Source organism: Grimontia sp. THUN1695, assembly GCF_059704325.2.
In genome coordinates this window covers 358,832-380,757 of sequence record NZ_AP046576.1, presented here as the reverse complement: position 1 = coordinate 380,757, position 21,926 = coordinate 358,832, and the positions used below count along the sequence as shown (strand labels likewise).

Below are 21,926 nucleotides of genomic sequence, written 5' to 3'. Positions count from 1 at the left end.
CTTACCCAGCCTGAACCTTTACGACAGTTTCATTGGTAAGTCGTAAAGCCGCTTACCGGTTGCCGCAAATACAGCGTTTGCAACGGCAGGCGCGATGGGGGGCGTGCCTGGCTCACCAACACCAGTTGGTGGTTCCGCAGATGGCACAATGTGAACCTCTATCTCCGGCATTTGCATTTCCCGGAGCACCTGATAATCGTGGAAGTTTGATTGGACGGTTGCACCGTTTTGCAGCGTAATTTCACTGACAAGGGCAGGTGATAGTCCAAAACCGATCCCGCCTTGCATCTGTGTTTTGATGATATCCGGATTGATTGCAACACCACAGTCCACTGCGCACACCACGCGGTCAACCGTGATCTGACCATTTTCAACTGTCACGTCTACCACCTGAGCCACAAAGGTACGGAACGATTCATGAATGGCCACACCTCTGCCTTTCCCTTTCGCTAGTGGCTTGCCCCAATCGGATTTCTCCACGGCAAGGTTTAACACACCGAGATGACGGGGATGGTTCTTGAGAAGCGTACGGCGCAATTCGACGGGATCTTTCCCTGCTTTATGTGCCAGTTCGTCAAAGAAGGTCTCAGTAGAAAATGCTGTGTGCGTATGTCCGACAGAGCGCCACCAAACAACCGGGACAGGTTGTTGAACGGTATGCAGTTCAACGGCAAGGTTGGGAATGGCGTAGGGCAGTGTTGATGCACCTTCAACAGAGGAGGAGTCAACACCATCTTTTACCATAAACTGCTCAAAGGCAGTTCCTGCCGCAATTGACTGCCCAACAATACGTTGCTCCCAAGCTGAAAGGTTGCCATCAGCATCAATAGCACCACGGATCTTGTGAACATACATTGGACGGTAATAGCCTGCGTGCATGTCGTCTTCACGTGTCCAAACCAGCTTAACGGGAACCCCTGGTTTTGCTTTTGCAATCATGGTGGCTTCAACGACGTAGTCCGAGTGGGGGTTGCCACGACGCCCAAAACTGCCACCGGCAAACAAGGTATTGATGGTGACATTTTCCGGCTTGATACCAAGTACTTTGGCGACGGCATACTGGTCGATAGTTTGAAGCTGTGCGCCATACCAAAGCTCAGCCTTACCATCACCAACTAATACCACACAGTTCATAGGTTCCATTGGCGCGTGGGCAAGGTAGGGGAAGTAGTAGGTGGCCTCGATAACATCGTCTGAAGTGCCGAGTACTTTGTTGGCATCACCTTCGTTACGTGCAGGTTGGCCGGGGCGTTGTGCTAACGCTGTGTACTCTTTTTTAAGTTGCTCGGTGTTCTTGTTGAATGCAGAGCGAGCCCACTCTATCGTCAACTTGTCACGGCCGGTTTTTGCACTCCAAAAGTCTTTCGCGATAACAGCGACGCCATTTGGAATTTGAACCACATCGACAACCCCGGGAGATTGTTTCGCTGCCGTTGCATTAAATGACACCACTTTTGCGCCAAACGCTGGGGGATGGGCGACAACCGCGGTCAGCATCCCTTCAAGTTGTACGTCTTGCGTGAAAGTCGCCGTACCGTTGCTTTTCCCTTGATCTTTACGCAAGGTACCTGTTTTGCCGATGATCGTGAACTGCTCAGGGGTTTTCAGGGTGACCTGCTCATCAGAGGGGACAGTTTGCAATGCAGCAAGTTCGGCCATTTCGCCATAACTGGCCGACTTTCCAGATGCATTGTGTGAGAGTGTGTTGCTGCTGGTCACTATTTCAGATGGCGACACTTCCCAGACTTTCGCAGCAGCATGAATCAACATGACTTTTGCTTTTGCCCCTGCCATTCGTAATTGCATAAAGGAGTTGGCTATCGCCGTACTACCGCCGGTTCCCTGAACAGGACCAAAAAGCAGGTTATTGTATTGACTGGCGTTTGCGGGGGCGGCTTTCGTGGTGACCTTGCTCCAATCGGCATCGAGTTCATCGGCCGCAATCGTGGCCAGGCCGGTAGTGATACCCTGACCCATGTCTAAGTGCTTTATCAGGATGGTGACCGTGTCGTCAGATCCTACACGCACAAAGGCGTTTGGTACGAAAGAGGTACCGGCTGCTTCTTTAGCACCAGCAGCCACAGAAGGTAGGTGAACGCCTAAAGTCAACCCTGCACCTGCGGTAGACATCAGTTTGATAAAGTTGCGGCGACTGGTGCCTGGCTGTGTAGTGTTTTTTAATAAAGCCTCTTCAGGCACATAACCGTTCAGAAAATCACGCATGGTCCTATCCCTGTTTCAGTTCAGTGGCGGCTTGTTTAATCGCTTCACGAATGCGTATATAGGTCGCGCAACGGCAGATATTGCCATTCATGGCTGCATCAATATCTGCATCATTCGGAGCTGGGTTGTTGGTGAGTAAAGCACTGGCAGCCATGATTTGCCCTGACTGACAGTAACCGCACTGGGGAACCTGGATATCTTCCCATGCCGCCTGAATGGCTTTTGCTGCTTTTGATTCAACGCCTTCAATGGTGGTGATGTTCTGTCCTGCTACCGCCGAGACGGGGGTTACGCAGGAGCGAATCGGTTGGCCACCTATATGAACCGTGCAGGCTCCGCATTGTGCAATACCGCATCCAAACTTGGTTCCTGTCAGCATAAGGTTGTCGCGAAGTGCCCAAAGTAGCGGTGTGTCAGCGGGCACATCGAGCTCGTAGTCCTGTCCGTTAATATTGACGGATACGCTCATAGTAGTCTCCTTCCTGGCTTGAGTCGGCAGCGTAATGACATAATTTACTGCGACAAAAAGGGAAAATGAGACCCAGCCTTTTCCCCTGCTTTGTATCAGTTATTGTTACTATGGGCGTATTTTTCGGGGTTATGTTATCGAGATGTTCCAGAGTTCTTGCCTAAAAGTCCGGAATTTCAAATCTGTATCAATGTATATGCTTATTTAGTGTCATTATCCTACGAGCGTTGAAAACTTAAGCAACCAGGAGGCATGTGTATAAGCAATGGATTTTATAACTGAGCTGGCAAGAAACGTTTTCGAAAAGGCGACGGGTAAATGGCAGACGGATATTCCGGGTCTAAAACTGTACGCAAGCCAGAGTCCGATTGTTCTGATGCCCATCGTATTGCAACCGTCCATATGTTTCGTCCTGCAAGCCAAAAAACGTGTCGCGACGGGTCAGCAAGCGTATGTTTACAGCGCTGATTCCTATTTAATTAATTCGGTGACACGGCCAGTTGAAGCAAGTCTACTGGATGTGACTGACAGCCACCCATATGTGGGGTTCAGTCTGAACATTGACCAACAGATGGTTGGGCAATTGATGATGGAAATGACGCGGTGGCAAAAAGAGATGTATTCTGCCCCTCAAAGCGGATTTACCCAGTCAGCGCCTATAACGCCAGAGATATCCAATATCGCTTCCCGTTTGTTAGGGCTATTGAATGATGAAATGGACAAGGAGATCCTGGCGCCGTCGATTTGTCGTGAACTTTACTATGCAGTACTTAAAGGGCCTGGGGGCGGCCTGCTTCGCAACTGTGTCAGCAATCATGCAGGTGCGAACCGTATTGCTCCTGTCGTTCACTACATTGAGCAGAATTTTGAGCGAAACCTTGCCATTGAAGAAATTGCAAGTGTCGCAGGAATGAGTGCTTCCACTTTGCATGACCATTTCAAGCAAGTCACAACAGTTTCCCCAATGCAGTATGCGAAATCTCTGCGCTTGCACAAGGCGCGGTCGATGTTGTCAGTAGGGTATCAGGTCGCGGAAGTCTGTTATGGCGTGGGTTACAGCAGTCCGTCTCAATTTAGTCGTGAATTTAAACGCTATTTTGGCGTGACTCCAAGTGAAGCCAGAACAATGGTCACAACTATAGAATAAAGAGAGCGGCTTGAGTGAGAGGCCCGCTCCGGCATGGTTAAACGGATGCCCGGTATTTGTCGTTAGAAGTTGAACAGGACATCAAAATAAAATTGTTCTTCGTACAGGCCGTTAGCGCGGTAAGTTGCCCCGACAGAAAGGATCTCGGTTGAATGGAATCGACTACCCAGTTCGACAACCGAACGTGTGTCGTCCGAATCAAATGCAACTTGGCCGACCAACAGGTTTGCTTCTATTTGGGGAAGTACCCACGCTTTGGCGCCGACATTTACGCCATAAGCCAGATCACCCCAATCATGTTTATCGTCTTCGGGAAACTTCACCGAATAAACGCGTGCATCACCATGAATGTCGATAAACTCATTGACAGGTGCGTGAAACCCCACACCACCAGATGCTAACCAGTCACCTTCAAACTGACTGCTTGCATTGACGATAAAATGCGCGCCATCCATGAAAGCCATCCGACCCGTTACGCCAAGGCCAGAAGGGTTGCCAGTAAAGCCCACTTCAAGGTTGGTGTAATTAAAGTTTGTCGCCATAGCAGCAGCGGACGTCAATCCCAGTGTGGTAACAATCACGTTGATGGCACATGATGTTTTTGAATTTTTCACAGCGTTCCCTGCAGCAAGTTTTTGAATGTGATACGAGAAAGTGTATGGCTTGCTACACGAAAACTTTAGTAACGATTCAAATAACTTTGACGATCATTACAAACTAATTACTCTCAAATGCTTGGCTTAGCATTTTTTTGTAATCACTGTGATATCTTTGCAGTCCAGATCAACGTTTATCCTCACACAATCTGAAAACCAATGCCTTCAGGTTACTGGGGATATTCCTATTCTTTCTTTGGAATATTTTCATGTTATCTACCTCAAAAGCGCTGATGGTTCAGGGTACGACTTCAGATGCCGGTAAAAGCGTTATTGTCGCTGGGCTATGCCGTTTACTTGCCCGCCGGGGTGTCAAGGTTGTCCCTTTCAAACCACAAAACATGGCACTCAACAGTGCTGTCACAAAAGAAGGGGGAGAAATCGGCAGGGCGCAGGCCTTTCAGGCACTTGCCTGCGGTATCGAACCAAGTGTCCACATGAATCCTATCTTGTTGAAGCCAAGCTCAGATTGTGCTGCCCAGGTGATTGTTCAGGGGAAAGCGGTTGGTGCCATGGATGCGATCGGTTTCCAATCTTATAAGGCATTTGCCATGCCGCCTGTTATGGAATCCTTTTCAATTCTGGCGTCTGAATATGACTGTGTGTTGATTGAAGGGGCTGGTAGTCCTGCTGAAGTCAATCTCCGGGAGAATGACATTGCCAATATGGGATTTGCTGAAGAAGCGGATGTGCCAGTGATCATTGTGGCAGACATTGATCGTGGCGGTGTCTTTGCGCATCTGGTTGGTACACTGGATTGCTTGTCACCGTCTGAAAGAGACCGCGTTGTGGGCTTTGTGATAAACCGGTTCAGGGGAGATATCAAGCTGTTGGAACCCGGACTGGCGTGGTTGGAGGAAAAGACGGGTAAACCCGTGCTGGGTGTTATTCCTTACTTGCAGGGGCTAATGCTCGATGCGGAAGATGCGGTTGATACCAATCAGCAGCCTATTGATACAGACAAAGAGGTGTTGAATGTTGTGGTCCCTGTTTTGCCAAGGATTAGCAACCATACGGATTTCGATGCATTGCGGGCTCACCCCCAGGTAAATCTCCAGTATGCCCCGCCAGGGCAGGCAATACCGCCTTGTGACCTGATTATTATTCCCGGCAGCAAGAGCGTGATTTCTGATCTCAACAGCCTTCGCGAATATGGTTGGGACAGACAGATAGAAAGGCATCTTCGTTATGGTGGAAAAGTGATGGGGATATGCGGTGGCTACCAGATGTTGGGTGAACAAATCGCCGATCCGCTGGGCATTGAGGGAAAAGTGCTTGAAGCTCAGGGACTGGGATATCTGAATGCCTCAACCGTCATAGAAAAAGAGAAAGTGCTCACACAAAAAAGCGGGCGCCTGATGTTGAATAACAAAGTGACAAATGTCACGGGTTATGAAATTCATATGGGGGTGACGCAAGCAAAAGGTGTGACACCTATCATGTGTGAGCAAGGCAATGATGGATTGGTCAATGCGGACAATAATGTCTTTGGTACCTATTGGCATGGTGTGTTTGATTCGCCAGAAGCCCTTGCGCTTATCTTGGATTGGGCAGGCTTATCTGATGCAAAACGCATTGATTTAGCGAAAGAAAAACAAAGAAGCCTGGATGTGTTGGCTGATACGCTTGAAGCGTACTTAGATTTGGAAAAATTGTGGTCGTCAATCAAAGATAATACATCGCTAGCACATTGCATAAAATAGTCAATAAAAGAGAAGAATATTAATTTTCGGGAAAGCGTAAAAATAGGTTTGCACTTGTTAGGGATTGGCGATAAGTTAATTGTAAAACAAGTAGGGAAAACGCGCCGCTGTGTCATTGATATGCGCAGCGGAAAGCATGTAGCAGGGTGAATGAATGAGCTTCCATCAAACAGACGATGTCCGAATTAGCAATATTAAAGAACTTTTACCGCCGATTGCCATATTGGAGAAATTTCCGGCAACGGAAAGAGCGTCTGAAACAGTGTATAACGCCCGTCAGGCGATTCACAATATTCTGAATGATAAAGACGATCGACTGCTGGTGGTTATTGGCCCATGCTCTATCCATGACCCTGAAGCCGCAGTGGAATATGGAAAAAAACTTAAAGCAATCCGTGAACGGTTGAGCGATCGTCTGGAAATCGTCATGCGCGTTTACTTTGAAAAACCGCGCACCACAGTGGGTTGGAAGGGATTGATTAACGACCCTTATATGGACGACAGCTTCAAACTGAACGATGGTTTGCGTATTGGTCGTAAGCTGTTGTTAGACATCACTGATATGGGGTTGCCTACAGCGGGGGAGTTTCTGGACATGATCACACCGCAATACATGGGTGACTTGATCAGTTGGGGGGCTATCGGCGCGCGTACTACGGAATCACAGGTTCACCGTGAGTTGGCTTCGGGTCTGTCTTGTCCTGTGGGCTTTAAGAATGGCACTGATGGCAACATTAAAATTGCAACAGACGCTATTCGTTCAGCAAGTTCTTCACACCACTTCCTGTCAGTGACCAAGTTTGGTCATTCGGCCATTGTGGAAACCTCGGGGAATGAAGATTGCCATATTATTCTACGCGGGGGTAAAGAGCCGAATTATTCTGCAGAACATGTTTCTGATGTGACTGCGCAACTGAATGCTGCAAACCTTCGCAACAAGGTGATGATTGACTTTAGCCACGCAAACAGCAGTAAACAGTTCAAGCGCCAGTTAGTTGTGGGCGAAGATGTTGCGAACCAGATCGCCGGCGGTAATGAGGCTATTTTTGGTGTCATGATTGAAAGCAATCTGGTGGAAGGTCGTCAGGATTTGGTGGATGGAAAAGCAACGACTTATGGACAAAGTATCACTGATGCGTGCATCGGCTGGGAAGATACAGAGAAAGTGTTGAACATTTTGGCTGATGCCGTTCAGGAGCGTCGCGCGACGAAGAAGTAAAACAAACGTTTCGAATTAAAAAGCCACCAACATGGTGCTATGTTGGTGGCTTTTTTAGTTTAAATGGCAATGTTTAACCCGTTCATATTCCGGATGATTTGTTCAAAAATTTTGCTTGATATATCAATCAGGGCATCGGGGAAATCGTATTGAGGATCATGAAGTGGGGGATGGGCTGCACCACTACCTAACCCGAAAAATGCAGATGGCCATGTGTGGGAATATTCAGCAAAATCTTCCGACCAGCGCATAGGAACATCTAAATCTGTGTGGTCAAAGCCCAGATCTTTACACGCTTGCCTTAACAGCATGTTTGCCTCGCTGTGATTAATGGTCGCATTGAACCTGTCGAACCACTCAATAGCCAATGCTAAACCATCGCGCTCAGCAACATGGCGAGCCTGCTTTTCCACTTCCTGACAAACAAAGCTAAGGCACTTATTTCTGTCACTTCGCAATGTTGCCATCAGCATTCCTGTTGCAGGTGTTGTGCCAAATGCCGGTTGCCCCAGATTAACGTGAACAACGGTCGCTAATGTAAAACTGTGAGGGATGGATGTGGGTAACGTTTCGATAGATTGTATTAATTCGGCAATGGCTGACGTGGGGTTGATGGCGGTTTCTGAATACGCGGCATGGGCTGTTTTCCCTGCCAGTTTGATTGCAACACCTGCAGATGCACAGGAGAATGTGTTTTCTCGACATAGCATCTGGCCCAAAGGAAAGCCTGGTACATTGTGATAGCCGAAGGCATAATCAATGTGGCCTGGTGACCATTGATTGTCGTCCAGCATAGCTCTGGCGCCTAAACCGTTTTCTTCCGAGGGCTGAAACAGCAGGGTAACCCGGCCCCGCTGAAGCGGTGAACAGGATAAGCGATGTGCCAACGCCATTAGACTTGCAGTATGTCCATCGTGGCCACAAGCGTGCATGATGCCGTTTTTGACAGAACAATGGCTGAGTGATGAGATTTCTTGTATCGGCAAGGCATCAATATCTGCCCTGAAAAGCAGGTTCGGGCCCGGCTCACCGCTATCAATATCAACAACAATGCCATGGCCACCTATTCCTGTTATAGGCATGTAACCAAAGTCACGCAGTGTTTTAGCAATAACCTCTTCGGTATTGCATTCTAAACCAGACAGTTCTGGCATTTTATGCAACTGGTGACGAAACAGGATAGGGTTGAACATAGCTTCACCATACGCGCAGAAATAAGCTCCACACTCTACGTGCTGGTTAAGGGTATTTGTGTGATCGGGATCGAAACTGTAGGGAGTCAGAGATCAGAGTTGGTAATGGTAGGATTTGTGCGTCTGATGAAAGAAAAATGGCAAGCTAGTGCTTGCCACTTAATGCAGTGCAGTGTCTACAGATTACTTACGAACACCTTCAATATGCAGCTCTAGGTCCACATAGCTTGATGCCCCCATAACCGCGATATCATAGTCTTTCAGTTCAATACGTGTTGTACCTTCAAAACCTGCTCGGTAGCCGCCCCACGGGTCTTCGCCGGCACCGATAAAGTTAGCGGCAATGGAAATTGGATGCGTTTTACCGTGCAGTGTCAGGTCTCCGTTGATGGTCAGTGTGCCATCGCTGTTTTCTTCAACAGACGTGCTCTTGAAAGTCGCAGAAGAAAACTTGGATGCGTTGATAAAATCACCACTGCGTAAGTGCTTATCACGCTCTGCGTGGTTTGAATCCAGGCTTGTGGTGTCGACAGTCACAACCACGCTTGAGTCGGTCACTTTTGCCGGATCGTAGGAGAATTCGCCCTCAAAGTTATTAAAACGGCCTTTGATAAAGCTGTAGCCCAAATGTGGTACTTTGAAGTTGATGGATGCATGTGCTCCTTTTGTGTCGATAACATAGTCATCCGCTGAAGCCATAGTTGGCAACAGGGTTGCCGCAGCGAGTCCCAGAGCAACAAGTGTCTTTTTCATAGCGATTTATCTCCAAGCATTTTCCGTAATGTATTGTCTTTATTGATGAAGTGGTGCTTTAGTGCCGCTGCAGCATGCAAAATGGCTAATCCGATAAGTACAAATGCAGCATAGTAGTGAATGGTACCGGCAATGTCAGACTGGTTTGGAAACAATTCACCGAGTGCAGGCACTGAAAACCAGGTGAAAACGTCAATGGCTCTGCCGTCAGACGTAGAAATCAAATAGCCGGATATAAAAATTAAAAACAGGAGAACATAAATCAGGTAGTGCGCGGCATGGGCGCCTGCTTGTTCAAGCCGGTTTCCTTCAATCGCTGGTGTGCCTTTCAGTGTGCGCCAAATTAACCTGAAAACAGTAAGGGCAGCAAGGAGAATGCCGATAGACTTATGCCAATAAGGGGCCGTTTTATACCAATTACTGTAATAAGTCAGGTCAACCATCCACAAACCGACGGCAAACAAGCCGACGACCACAATAGTTGTTAACCAGTGAATGATGCGAAGAACAGCATTATATTGCCTCGGGCGTTCCATGTTTCAGTCGTATCCTGTCATTAATTGTTGATGAGAATTATAATCATCATTAAATGTAGGTGAACCAGATGCAACTGAACAACTTATTCTAAAAAATTGATGGAACCCCACTCTTTGTATAATAAGCGTCACTCTTCCTGTTTCCAACTCAGGCTGAGTGATACGGAATCCGCGAAACGTAGGGCGTGAGGCTTGTCGATAGTGACATTGGCATACGTTACCCAATGGTGTGAACGTGCAATATCCAAGACACTCGACACTAATTTTTCTAACAAAAGGAATCGGCCATTTTCAACATGGTCGATGATAGCCTTAGTGATCACCTTGTAGTTGAGTGCTTCTTCAACATTGTCATTAATACAGGCTTTCTGGCCCGGATAATGGATTTCTATATTGAGCACAACGTCTTGTTTTTTCTGCTGTTCCTCCGGGTTGAAACCAATATAGGTACGCAGACGAAGATTTGTAATTTTGATAACGGCGTTTTGCATAGTGTAGTTTCCATACGTAGGTATAAGAGCGGGCTTATTTGAGTGCTCGGCCACCGTCCAGATTGATACTCTGTCCGGTCATATAGCGACTGTTCAAGATAAACTCGACCGCATTAATCACCTCCTGCTCACCGGGCACAATCCCTATCAGAGATTTGGACAATGCCTTTGCCCTGTACGTTTCATCATCTCTCTCATTAAACATAATGAGGGCAGGGGCAATACTGTTCACTTTAACAGCGGGCGCTAATTTCTGGGCAAAGGAAAGGGTCAGATTATCCAGTGCGGCTTTGCTGGCTGCATAGGCAATATGTTTTTCACTGCCTTTGCGGACGACATAATCGGTAAAATGAATGATATCAGATCCGGCAGGCGTTCCTTTTGCCATAAAGGGTGACAGGGCCAGGTTCAATAGGTAGGGCGTTTTAACATGGATTTGCATCATAGCATCCAGAAGGGTGGCGTAATCATCAGTCTTGCTTTCCGCGTTCCAGTCTGATGCATTGTGAATGAGTGCCCGAATTATCACATTACGCGCGGCAAGTTCACGGGCGAAATCATGGATTGCTTTATCCGTGGAAAAATCTGCCTGAATGCACGTCACACCCGCTTCCCTTAGTATGTTTACGCCCGGTTTCTCTGAACGGTAGGTGGCGATCACACCATAGCCTTGCTGCTGAAAATGGATCGCGAGCGCAAGTCCAATTCTTTGTCCGGCCCCGGTGATCACAATTGTCTTTTCAGTCATATCATTCTCTTTTTAGGTCTTTGCGTGGCGTGTTACGAATATGACAGATAAACGAGTATTCTGGTAGCGTCGCCATAAATATAAAAATCAGTATGTTAGATACTAGCAGAACGCTGTTGTGGAAGTTGGATGCAAAAACGCGTTAGCGTTAGGTTGTAGGTATAACTTATAAAGCGGCTAGGGTGGGTTGTCCTTGGCTGCATGTGTTCGAAAACTGTCGCAAACGTCTGTTAGATGAACACTGAATGTAACGCATTGAATAAAAAATGCCATTGGAAACAACCTTTCTTCATTTCGTTGACAATTTTTTATAGTTAAGATGTATATTTGAGACGTTTGTCATGGGTTTCTTTGCGCCTTGGGTTGGTTGAAGTTTTAAATTGCGAGTGAAGACAAATTTGATGATAATGCCGTATTGATATGCTGATGCCTTGGTTCATCTGCGGTTAAGCAACAATTAATAGAATTCGTCTTATAACAATAAGGTTTGTATCCACAAACCCCTTGGACATCAAACAATCATCAGGCATTGGTTTGGCCGCCGACATCCTAGTGATTGGTCCAATTTTTGGCGTTACTGCATAGCTGGACTTTACTCTCGCTTGCTGCGTGAAAAGTCAAACAAAGTAACCACATACCCGGCTTCCATGGTCCGGGTTTTTTATTGCCTGTTAACAGCATAAAACGAAAAAAGCCAGACATTTGTCTGGCTTTCCTATAAAAGCTGGAATTATTCGCTTTTTTCTTCCGTTTCTTCTGCTTTTTCAGCAATAACCGCAAATTCACGGGTGGGCTTACCAACGATAGAGCGGGTCGGCTCCTTCACGTCTGTCAGCACCACTTCGATAGTATCGCCTAACTGGAATTCTGTCGTGCCATCGACAGAGATGGTGCCGAGATCGCCATTACATTCGATACGATTCTTGTTATCAACAATCATTGGTGCGGGAATGAAGGCCATTGCGCCATTTTCCAGCAGTCGCACACGCATTCCCGCACGGTTGATATCAAAGATCTCTGCAGTGAACGTAGTTTTTGCTTCCACACAATCTTTTAATAGGCGGACATACAACCAATCTGCAACGTCACGCTCTGCCATACGGTGGTGTTTACGGTGCTGGGCGAGTTCTTCACCGATCATTTCATCGGGCGTCTGCGCTGCATTTTCGCCACGGATAATCGCTTTGAGCAAGCGGTGGTTAACCATATCTCCGTATTTACGGATTGGTGATGTCCAGGTTGCGTAAACGTCCAAACCCATTGCAAAGTGAGGTGCAGGTGTGTTCCCTATTTCACTGTAGGATTGGTACTTGCGGATACGGTTATCTAGATACGTTGTTTCCTGTTCATTCAACCAGCGTCTCAATGCACTGAAACCTTCAAGTGTTGCTAGGGCTTCGGCAGTTACTTCACCGCCATGACTGTTGATCAATTCAACCACATCTACGATTTTCTCTGGTGCAAAACCCGAGTGAGTGTTGAAAACACCGAAGCCAAAGTGTTCGCGTAATGTTCGGCCAGCGCAGATGTTTGCCGTGATCATCGCTTCTTCAACCATGCGGTTGGCGATACGGCGGAGGTCAACGTGAATGGCGATAACGTCGTTGTCTTCACTCAACTCGAAACGGTAATCGGGGCGGTCAGGGAACGTCACCGCATTGGCTTCACGCCAAGCAATACGTGCTTTCGCCAAACCATGCAGTGCATGGATCTGTTCGGCAATCACCTCTGAAGGTGTCCATTTGTCACAGCGTCCGGTTTCCAGAAGATCGGAAACATTGTCATAAGCCAGACGACCCTGTGATTTGATTGTGGCAGCAAAGAATGCTGCATCATCTGCAATCGTGCCGTCAGCAAGCACAGTAACACGGCAACACAGGGCCGGGCGTATTTCTTCTTCGCGCAGCGAGCAAAGATCGTCACTCAGCTCACGTGGAAGCATGGGAATATTGCGACCTGGCAGATAAATCGTAAAGCCGCGCGCGCGCGCTTCTTTATCCAGATCAGTGCCTTGTGCGACATACGCTGTCGGATCGGCAATTGCTATTGTCAGTGTAAATGTGCCATCGGCATTAGCAACCGTGTGCAAGGCATCGTCCATATCTTTGGTCGATTCACTGTCGATAGTAATGAATGGCAATTCTGTCAGGTCTTCACGAGTCAGCGATTCATCCAACATTTCCCAGCCGGATTGTGGGGCTGGTTCCTGGTTTGGAAGATTGTGCTTGGCCAACGTCACCCACCAAGGGGCGATTTTGTCGTTGGCATCCGTAATTTTTTCACTGATTTCACAGAAAAAGCTATTGTCGCCTTTAAGTGGGTGCTGAATGAGAGTTGCGACCACCCAATCGCCTTCGGCAAGTGCATCATGGCTCAATCCTTTTTTAGTTTTTGCACGAATGGCGTCTTTCAGCTGAGGGTTATCCGGCACCACATTCAGCTTGTTGCGGATCATTTTCACACGGCCAATAAAACGATCGATTGACTGCTCCAGCAGCTCGTCAGGGTCAGCGACTTCTTTGTCATTTTCGGTGCGGATAAGCGCGACGACTTTGTCCCCGTGCATCACTTTTTTCATGTATGCAGGGGGGATGAAGTAGCTTGTTTTACTGTCGACCTCGAGGAAGCCAAAGCCTTTTTCCGTTGCTTTGATTGAGCCTTCTTTTTTTGGAATGGTCTCTTTGATTTGCTGTTTTAATTGTGCGAGTAATGGATTGTCTTGAAACATTAGCCTGGTCTCAGATTGTGAACCCACACACTATACGGATTCACACCGTCAAAACCAAGCAGTCACACATTAATCCTGTGTGTCGTCAGTGGCTGCGTACTTGGATAAGGGTAGAGAAAACTGAGAAGCTACGTATTGAAACAGAATAAAAACATCAATATACATCCCAAAGTTAAGGGAGCGTGAATGCCAAATGTCGTAACAATGACAAAATGAGGCGCAGTCAACACAGGGATGAAATGGGTTGTTTATGGAAAGTACCGAAGCACTTAAAACGTATGCACTCGAGGAGTCCACCAGCACGTTTGAAAAATGGTGCGAGGATATTTTTCGTCGGCTGGGTCGTCAGAATAACATTGGGAATATTGCGCTTTTTGTATGGATAGAGGATGAACTCAAACTGGCAGCCAGCCAAACTCAGTCTGTTTTCAGCTTTTACCCTTCTTTTAAACCTACCGAAGAGTACAGTGGCTATTACATTGATTGGGCACGTCTGGCGGGTCAGCGCAGGGAGCAATTTTCGTTTATATCCGGGTTGCCTTTTAACGCAGACTGGCAACAAAACGACGACCAATGGGAACATGCAGTCATTCCCCTGTATAAAGGGGAAGAAAGGTTGGGTTACCTGTTGATAGAGTCAGAAACGACACTGTTGCAGTGCAGGTTCAAACCGGAGCACTTCAAATGGCTGCTAAAAAACGTTGATGCTCACATGAAATGCAAAGTGCTCGCACACCGGTTAAGTCAGCAAACTACCTGTAGTCGCCGGAGTGAACTCAATCTCGCTTTAAACAACCACACATTGGCTTCTCAACTGACATACCTGAAAAATCTGCACGAAATATCCCTTCGTTTTACCAAAGCGACAACGATTCATTCCCTGTGCCGTATTGCAGTTGAGCTGGGGCGTGATCGCTTACAGGTTGACCGTATGGGAATATTCCTCTGTGATTTGGAAGCCCAAAAGATGTGGGGAACCTGGGGTACAGATCCTCATGGCAATGTTGTTGATCGTTCTGAGTTTTGTCAGGAAATGCCCAATACCCTATTTATGGAAGAAGCCTTTACTAAAAAGAATGAGCTTATCGTTAAGGAGAATGTCCCGCTTTACTTTGGTACTGAGCAGGTCGGGGTTGGCTGGAACGTCATGATGGCGATGTGGAACGTCGATGAGTGTATTGGTTGGATAGCCGGTGACAACCTGCTCTATAAAACCCCGCTTGATGAGCCAAAGAAAGAAGCCATTAAACTGTTGGCAGCTTCTGTTTGCCAGAAAATCGTCAAGCTGCGTGAAACGGAGACGGCAAAAGCGCGTTTTGAAGAGTTGCTGAATGTGAACAGTCGTCATGTGAGTGAGCTGAAAACACTGAAGCAAAAACTGTTTACTAAAAAGCAGGTTGAACGTTGGATGGACACCAACGATAAAGAGACGGGTTTACCAAACCAACAGGCACTGATGATTGCAATGCCGGGCTTGGTAAAACAAGCCCGGAAAACCAAGCAGAAAGTGGCTGCTATCTCGATAGAAATTGATGCCTTTCACGGCTATCGAAAATTATATGGCAATATGGCTGCCATCAATCTGGTGAAAAAAGTAGCAGATGTGCTGGAGTCCCCAACCCTCCATCATCTGCCTGGCATGATGGGTTACGCCGGATCAGGTCGATTCTCGATGTTGCTGCTGCATGATGATGTTCTGGTATTACGCGACATTTCTGAAAATATGGTTCGCGCGGTTTACCACCTGAATATTTCCAATACGAATTCTATCCATTATCAGCGTGTTACTATCAGTGTAGGAGTAACCCAAGATTCAGTTTCTCTGTTTTCCAACAACAAGAAAGTGCTTAAAGGCGCTAAGCAACTAAGAGCGACTGCTGCAAAGCTGGGGCAGAACCGTGTTTGTCTTGACTGAAACATCCTTTTTGCCTGAAATAGCAGCAAAATGGTACGGAAATGACCCATTTCAGTCAATAATCCATCAGTCGTAGAAAAAATTGTGAACCTGTTCAATTTTTTCTGGCTTTTTTTGGTTTAATGGCGCAGAATGCACGCCTTATTTGTCGAGGCCCGTAGCGTTAGATACTGTTACAGAGAGTAGGATGTCACCGAATCTTAGATGGTGGCCCTGTATCAGTGAAAAATAACAGTGCGAAACCGTTAGAGGGGCCCCGTTACTTTTGTTTATATATTGGGATCCCAATGCAAGAAACTGTTACAGAATTTCGCCAGTTAGATCTGGCTGAAAACATCCTTTCCGCTCTTGACGCAATCGGTTTTGTTTCACCAACGCCCATTCAAGCGGCCTCGATTCCCCTCCTTATGACCGGTGTTGATGCACTGGGTAAAGCGCAGACCGGTACCGGTAAAACGGCGGCGTTTTCCCTTCCACTGCTGAACAAGCTGGACCTGGGCCAACGTAAGCCACAAGCTATCGTGATGGCACCAACCCGTGAACTGGCGATTCAGGTTGCTGCTGAAATGAAAGCGCTGGGCCAGAAAATTGATGGTTTGAAGGTGCTGGAAATCTACGGTGGTGCGTCTATCGTTGACCAAATGCGTGCGCTGCGCGCCGGTGCACACATTGTTGTGGGTACGCCGGGCCGTGTGAAAGATCTGATCAATCGTGAACGTTTGCAACTGGACGAAGTGCATACCTTCGTATTGGACGAAGCTGACGAAATGCTCAAGATGGGCTTCGTTGATGACGTTACCTGGATCATGGAGCAGGCGCCGGAATCTGCACAGCGCGTGCTGTTCTCTGCGACCATGCCACCAATGGTGAAGGAAATCGTTGATCGCTTCCTGCGTGAACCAGCACGTATTGATGTAGCGGGCAGCAACCGTACTGTTGAGAAAGTCGAGCAACAGTTTTGGGTTGTTAAAGGCGTAGAGAAAGATGAAGCGATGTCTCGTCTGCTTGAAACAGAAGAAACTGATGCATCGATTGTATTCGTACGCACCCGCCAGGACACTGAACGTCTGGCTGACTGGCTGAGTGCGCGTGGCTTCAAAGCAGCTGCGTTGCATGGTGATATTCCTCAGTCTCTGCGTGAGCGTACGGTTGAGCACATCAAACGTGGTGTTATCGATATTCTGGTTGCGACTGACGTTGTGGCCCGTGGTCTTGATGTGCCACGTATTACCCACGTCTTTAACTACGACATCCCGTTCGATGTTGAGTCATATATCCACCGTATTGGCCGTACCGGTCGTGCGGGACGTGCCGGTAAAGCGATTCTGCTGGTTCGTACTAACCAAATCCGCATGCTGCGTACCATTGAGCGCGTGACCTCTACCCGCATGGAAGAAATCCAGCTTCCACTGCGTGATAAAGTGGCTGAGGCACGTTTGGTGCGTCTGGCAGCAGATTTGCACGAGCAGAAAGAATCAGAAAGCCTGGAAGCGTTCGTCGGTCTTATCGAGAAATTGCAAGAGCAAATTGATGTAGATACTGCGACATTGGCAGCCATGTTACTTCAACGCCAGCAAGGCAAGCGCCCACTGTTCTACAATGGCCCTGATCCTATGATTGCGGCGATGGAACGTGAAAGCCGCCGTCGTGATTCACGCCGTGATGACCGTGCTCCACGTGAGCGTTCAGAGCGTGGTGAGCGCCGTAGTTACAATGCCGCTGACTGGGACACTTACCAACTGCAAGTTGGTCGTGATCAAGGCGTACAGGTTAAAGATATTGTTGGTGCAATTGCGAACGAGTTAGGTCTGGAGAAGCAATTCATTGGCTCTATTAAACTGGCAACAGGCCACACTTATGTCCAGTTACCGAAGAAAATGCCAAAAGAGATTCTGGGCCAGCTGAGACAGCTGCGTATTCGCCAGAAAGCCACTGATGCACAGCTGGTTGAAGGACATGTTGACATGGCACCACCACGTCGCCGTAACGGCGGTGACCGCAATGGCGGTGATCGTGGTCCTCGCCGCTTTGATGACCGTGGCCCACGTGGTGGTAACCGCAGTGAAAAAGGCCGTCGTTTTGACCGTGATCGCAGCGGCGATCGTCGCTCGTTCCGTGGCGAACGCCGTCATGCAGAGGCTTAATTTCACAGTCTGAAGATAAACGTCAAAACCCGCCGTGTGCGGGTTTTTTACTGTCTGTTTTATAAGGATTTTAATTGATAGTAACAATATCCGACAGGTAATACGGTGTTGGACGTTACCAAAGCAATGAATGCTGTTCCAAGGATTGGGACGTAATGATATTCGGGAGATTACTATATTATTGTGACAGCAAGCCGAAACTGGGCGTTTTGAACGTATTCGTGGTACAGGATGTCATTTTCCATGACATGGATATAGGCCGTTTCCCTGTTTGAGGACTGTCTTATGCTGAACATGCAGTTTAATAAGCGGGTGATTATCAATACCTGCGATATGGACTGGCAACCTTCACGTGTTGAAGGTGTCTACAGAAAGCCTCTGGCGCGTGAGGAGGCTGAGCGTGGTCACGCCACGAGCATTGTTAAATACTCCCCTAAAAGTCGATTTATCTATCATGAACATCCATTGGGTGAGGAAATTTTCGTTCTTGAAGGGGTATTTTCTGATGAAACCGGTGACTATCCCGCAGGCTCCTACATCCGTAATCCCCCCGGGTTTACCCATTCCCCTTTCAGTGAAATAGGGTGCATCATACTGGTTAAATTGCATCAGTTTTCTGCTAATGACCATCATATGGTACGTATCAATACACGTAGTGAAGAAGGATGGATAGATGGGCAGGGCAGATTAAAAATGTTGCCTTTGCATGAATTCAATGGGGAGCAGGTTGCGTTGATTAAGTGGCCCGCGGGCCAGCATTTCTTTTCTATTTCTCATTTTTGTGGAGAAGAGATGTATGTGTTAGAGGGAGAGTACCGAGATGAGTACGGGCGATATAGGGCCGGAACCTGGATTAGAAACCCACACATGTTTGAATACAATCCTTATGCAGAAGAAGACACTTTGTTATGGGTAAAAGTGGGTCATTTGCCCTATCCGGGATCGGCTAAGTGAACAAAAAGTTGTCTAGGAAATTGGCCCGAATATTGATATTTACCCGTTTTTTGTTCTCGGCGTAAAAGTGAGACGGATGTTGACCCTTTTTATCGCTAGTATGTTGCGTGAGTGGGAAGCTCGGATGTTCGAGCTTTTTCTTGAAAATGCCTCATTGGCACAGGACATGACGACCCCGGATGTTTCAGACGCACAGCCTTCCTCAGATGCCGTTTTTTGAATTGGCACCTGTACCCATGGTTCTACTCAACGATCTTGGTGAGATCATACAGAGTAATCGTGAGTGCAGACAGCTTTTTCGTCTTCGTGAGGGAGAAAAGCATATTGATGGCTATCTAAACACTAGCATCTGGCACGAAACAGCCCAGTATTTTGAGGTGGTGTTGAACACCCCTGAATATGAACCTTTTACCAAGTTGGTGCGGCTTGCTCACAACAAGAACATTTATGTACTGAAGGTGAGCCTCATTAGCACGGTTTCCAGCAACATGTTCGTGGCGGCATTCACGCTCTATCAACAAGATGATGATATCAACGAAGCACTATTAGCGCGTCTTCCTATGGGCATGGTACGCGTTGATAAAAAGGGGCAATTCATCACTGTAAACCCGGCATTTATGGCACTGCTTGGTTATGAAGAAGATGAGCTCATTGAGTACAGTGAGTATGATTTGACGCACCATTCTGATATCAACCGTGAAAAACCACTTCGTGAGAATTTAACGTTAAGTTTGAGAAACCAATACCGTGTCGACAAGCGGTATTTGCATAAAAACGGGCACCATATTTGGGTAAGAACGTTTGTTTCTTCGATTGTGTGTAAGTATACCGATCAACAACAGTTTTTGATTGCAGTATTGGACATCAACGAAGAGAAGCAACTGCAGGATGCGATCATTACCTCAGAGCGCAGGTTCAGAGCGATAGCCGAAAATGTCAGTTCTGTGGTGTGGATTTCAGCCGCCGATCCGATGCATCTTTTCTACGTGAACAAACGCTATGACACCATTTGGGAAGAGAATGTCGAAAAGCTTTACAGGGATCCCTGTGCATTCTTGCAGAAAGTTCATCCCTCAGAACGCGAACTTGCGAAAACCACGCGCTTCTCTTCATCGACGGGATCCTGGAACATTAATTATCGTCTTCTATTCACCGATGGCCGTGTGAAGCATATCCGTGACAGTGGCAACTGTGTATTTGATGGTAACGGTGGTTTGATTTACCGGGTAGGGACGCTGACGGATATTACTGCTGAAATTGACCAGCGTGACACTGTGGTTGTGATGGCAAAGAAATTGCGTGAACTGGTGGAGTTTGACTCTCTGACAGGGATCAAGTCGCGACATGCAATCATGACAGATATTCAGGAAGCCTACAAAGAATACACAATGACGACAGATCCGTCTGTACTGGTGTATATCGATGCAGACGGGTTCAAGGATATCAATGATTCATTCGGCCATGAAATAGGTGACAAGGTATTGATTGCTATTGCTGATCACTTGACGGCTAACATCCGGGACTCTGATGTGGCAGGCCGTATTGGGGGCGATGAATTTGTGGTGCTTTTACGCCACACCGCGAAGGCTGAAATACCACATATTCTTGAACGCCTAAAATGTGACATTGAATGGGAAGACTCACCAGATGGGATGAATGTTTCGATCAGCCTCGGGGCTATCGAATTGTCAGAGACGGTAGTGTCGGCCGAGCAGTGGTTGAATGAAGCAGACAAGACCATGTACCAATATAAACGAGAGCGAAAGAAAGCACGACTCAGTCGAAAGCATTAAATCAAAAATTGACATGATTTTTTCATGAAAAAGCCAATGAGAGATCACTCATGGCCATATGATTTCTTGCTGCTATAGCGACATGTTTCAATCAGCACAATCTAAACCATCTCAGACTTTTTTCTGATACATATAAGTCATTTTGAAAATGAGACAGTCGAGTGTAACACTTCATCGTATTCTCTTGGTTGAATAACAGGGGGATTGTCCATGCAAAGTGTTGTTGAGGTATTCGGTACCGCACTTGCCAGCTATTACAACGGCAACAAATCAGGAAAGCTGATAGTCAGGGAGAGCAACGGTACTTCCGTGATCCCGACATCCGACTTTTTCCGTTGTCCGGCAGATGTCGCGACAGACAGAATTGCTTTGTCTTATTGTCGTCGTAGTGTGTTGAATGTTGGCGCAGGCAGTGGAGAGCATTCCCTCTATCTGACGGCAAAAGGCATCAAGGTCACATCCATCGATAGTTCACCGATCGCGTGTGCCATCATGCACCAACGAGGGGTGCCCTCTGTGGTTTGTGGACACCTGTTTGATCAACACCCGATGTTTGAACGGACATTCAGTTGGCTGGCACTGCGTGGTGCCATTGGTCAATTAGGCGACATCCGGAATTTCTTCCATTTTCTAAACCTAGCTCAGCGGAATTTGTACCCGGGAGGACGGTTGATACTGAGCTCTGAAAACCTTCGTTACGAAGGATACCGCACGCGTCATTTGACATTCGAGTTTGATGGGAGTGTCAGCGAGGAAGTTCCTTGGTTCGACATTGGAATGTCGACGCTCAGGTGTGTGGCAGACAGTAAGAGTTTCAACTGCCGTATTGTTTATTGTGATGACCGTAATAAATACGTTGCTTTACTGACCAAGCGCTAAATGCTAAGGCGTTTGCATAAAAATGGGGCTTCATAGCCCCATCATTTTTGAATATTTCTCAACACAATCAATGAAATGAGCACGTTCATTCTCATCTGTTATTTCTTTCGCCTGATGCGTGAGAATGCTTTTATCTGCCAACGCATTTTTTACCTGCCACACAGAAAATGATGCCTGTTTATCCAATTCTATTTTCTGTTTTTCATCTGGCGGTAATAGGGCGAGGTTGTGGTTCATGCTTTCTCTCTTTGTCATTTCGGTGATAACTCAAAGCCTCGATAACATAGCGAAGACCATCTGTTTCGACAAGTGTTAACGCCGTACTTACCCCTTGCTGACATTGAAAAAGTACTTCGACAGTACCATTGGGCTCTA

Annotated in this window: 18 protein-coding genes; 8 read left to right on the top strand and 10 right to left on the bottom strand. The window is 47.2% G+C overall.

The window, feature by feature from the left end; translation table 11 throughout:
- Positions 1-18: 18 nt before the first annotated feature.
- Together AC6IB1_RS01880 and AC6IB1_RS01875 are read right to left on the bottom strand one after the other, a co-directional pair.
- Positions 19-2,223: a xanthine dehydrogenase family protein molybdopterin-binding subunit gene (locus tag AC6IB1_RS01880; RefSeq protein WP_497566104.1), complete on the bottom strand. Its 2,205-nt coding sequence runs from the start codon at positions 2,221-2,223 to the stop codon at positions 19-21.
- Between the two features lie 4 nt (positions 2,224-2,227).
- Complete coding sequence (locus tag AC6IB1_RS01875; protein WP_497566103.1) at positions 2,228-2,692, bottom strand: (2Fe-2S)-binding protein; 465 nt, start codon at positions 2,690-2,692, stop codon at positions 2,228-2,230.
- Between the two features lie 265 nt (positions 2,693-2,957).
- Here AC6IB1_RS01875 and AC6IB1_RS01870 point away from each other — a divergent pair, with 265 nt between their 5' ends.
- Positions 2,958-3,839, top strand: coding sequence for an AraC family transcriptional regulator (locus AC6IB1_RS01870; protein ID WP_154124975.1), 882 nt, complete (start codon positions 2,958-2,960; stop codon positions 3,837-3,839).
- Positions 3,840-3,901: 62 nt separating this feature from the next.
- Here the strand turns inward: AC6IB1_RS01870 and AC6IB1_RS01865 are convergent, their stop codons facing one another.
- Positions 3,902-4,453: a hypothetical protein gene (locus AC6IB1_RS01865; RefSeq protein WP_497566102.1), complete on the bottom strand. Its 552-nt coding sequence runs from the start codon at positions 4,451-4,453 to the stop codon at positions 3,902-3,904.
- A gap of 251 nt (positions 4,454-4,704) precedes the next feature.
- Here AC6IB1_RS01865 and AC6IB1_RS01860 point away from each other — a divergent pair, with 251 nt between their 5' ends.
- Together AC6IB1_RS01860 and aroG are read left to right on the top strand one after the other, a co-directional pair.
- Positions 4,705-6,198, top strand: coding sequence for a cobyric acid synthase (locus AC6IB1_RS01860; protein WP_497566101.1), 1,494 nt, complete (start codon positions 4,705-4,707; stop codon positions 6,196-6,198).
- 154 nt (positions 6,199-6,352) lie between these two features.
- A complete protein-coding gene (aroG, locus tag AC6IB1_RS01855; protein ID WP_114995647.1) occupies positions 6,353-7,417 on the top strand; it encodes a 3-deoxy-7-phosphoheptulonate synthase AroG in 1,065 nt (354 codons plus the stop codon).
- Positions 7,418-7,476: 59 nt separating this feature from the next.
- Here the strand turns inward: aroG and AC6IB1_RS01850 are convergent, their stop codons facing one another.
- The 6 genes from AC6IB1_RS01850 to AC6IB1_RS01825 form a co-directional block, all read right to left on the bottom strand.
- Positions 7,477-8,610 carry an amidohydrolase gene (locus tag AC6IB1_RS01850; protein ID WP_497566100.1) on the bottom strand — a complete coding sequence of 378 codons (1,134 nt, stop codon included), beginning with the start codon at positions 8,608-8,610 and terminating at the stop codon, positions 7,477-7,479.
- Positions 8,611-8,793: 183 nt separating this feature from the next.
- Positions 8,794-9,363: a YceI family protein gene (locus tag AC6IB1_RS01845; RefSeq protein ID WP_115660143.1), complete on the bottom strand. Its 570-nt coding sequence runs from the start codon at positions 9,361-9,363 to the stop codon at positions 8,794-8,796.
- Positions 9,360-9,899 (bottom strand): cytochrome b, encoded by a 540-nt coding sequence (locus AC6IB1_RS01840; RefSeq protein ID WP_497566099.1) that lies wholly within the window; start codon positions 9,897-9,899, stop codon positions 9,360-9,362. Before AC6IB1_RS01840 ends, AC6IB1_RS01845 begins: the two co-directional genes overlap by 4 nt.
- A gap of 128 nt (positions 9,900-10,027) precedes the next feature.
- On the bottom strand, positions 10,028-10,390 hold the full coding sequence (gene folX / locus AC6IB1_RS01835) for a dihydroneopterin triphosphate 2'-epimerase (RefSeq protein ID WP_005502611.1): 363 nt from the start codon (positions 10,388-10,390) through the stop codon (positions 10,028-10,030).
- Positions 10,391-10,424: 34 nt separating this feature from the next.
- Positions 10,425-11,138 (bottom strand): dihydromonapterin reductase, encoded by a 714-nt coding sequence (folM, locus tag AC6IB1_RS01830; protein WP_497566098.1) that lies wholly within the window; start codon positions 11,136-11,138, stop codon positions 10,425-10,427.
- Positions 11,139-11,868: 730 nt separating this feature from the next.
- Positions 11,869-13,866 (bottom strand): exoribonuclease II, encoded by a 1,998-nt coding sequence (locus tag AC6IB1_RS01825; RefSeq protein WP_497566671.1) that lies wholly within the window; start codon positions 13,864-13,866, stop codon positions 11,869-11,871.
- Positions 13,867-14,116: 250 nt separating this feature from the next.
- Between AC6IB1_RS01825 and AC6IB1_RS01820 the strand changes: the two genes are divergently transcribed.
- The 5 genes from AC6IB1_RS01820 (at position 14,117) to AC6IB1_RS01800 (ending at position 21,551) form a co-directional block, all read left to right on the top strand.
- Positions 14,117-15,781, top strand: a complete 1,665-nt coding sequence (locus tag AC6IB1_RS01820) for a diguanylate cyclase domain-containing protein (protein ID WP_497566670.1) — start codon at positions 14,117-14,119, stop codon at positions 15,779-15,781.
- A 287-nt stretch (positions 15,782-16,068) separates the two neighbouring features.
- On the top strand, positions 16,069-17,925 hold the full coding sequence (locus tag AC6IB1_RS01815) for a DEAD/DEAH box helicase (protein ID WP_497566669.1): 1,857 nt from the start codon (positions 16,069-16,071) through the stop codon (positions 17,923-17,925).
- A gap of 285 nt (positions 17,926-18,210) precedes the next feature.
- On the top strand, positions 18,211-18,879 hold the full coding sequence (locus AC6IB1_RS01810) for a cupin domain-containing protein (protein ID WP_497566668.1): 669 nt from the start codon (positions 18,211-18,213) through the stop codon (positions 18,877-18,879).
- Between the two features lie 179 nt (positions 18,880-19,058).
- Positions 19,059-20,672 carry a diguanylate cyclase gene (locus AC6IB1_RS01805; protein WP_497566667.1) on the top strand — a complete coding sequence of 538 codons (1,614 nt, stop codon included), beginning with the start codon at positions 19,059-19,061 and terminating at the stop codon, positions 20,670-20,672.
- A gap of 210 nt (positions 20,673-20,882) precedes the next feature.
- A complete protein-coding gene (locus tag AC6IB1_RS01800; RefSeq protein WP_497566666.1) occupies positions 20,883-21,551 on the top strand; it encodes a methyltransferase domain-containing protein in 669 nt (222 codons plus the stop codon).
- A gap of 30 nt (positions 21,552-21,581) precedes the next feature.
- Here the strand turns inward: AC6IB1_RS01800 and AC6IB1_RS01795 are convergent, their stop codons facing one another.
- Positions 21,582-21,788 carry a DUF3283 family protein gene (locus AC6IB1_RS01795; RefSeq protein WP_497566665.1) on the bottom strand — a complete coding sequence of 69 codons (207 nt, stop codon included), beginning with the start codon at positions 21,786-21,788 and terminating at the stop codon, positions 21,582-21,584.
- Positions 21,789-21,926 lie beyond the last annotated feature (138 nt).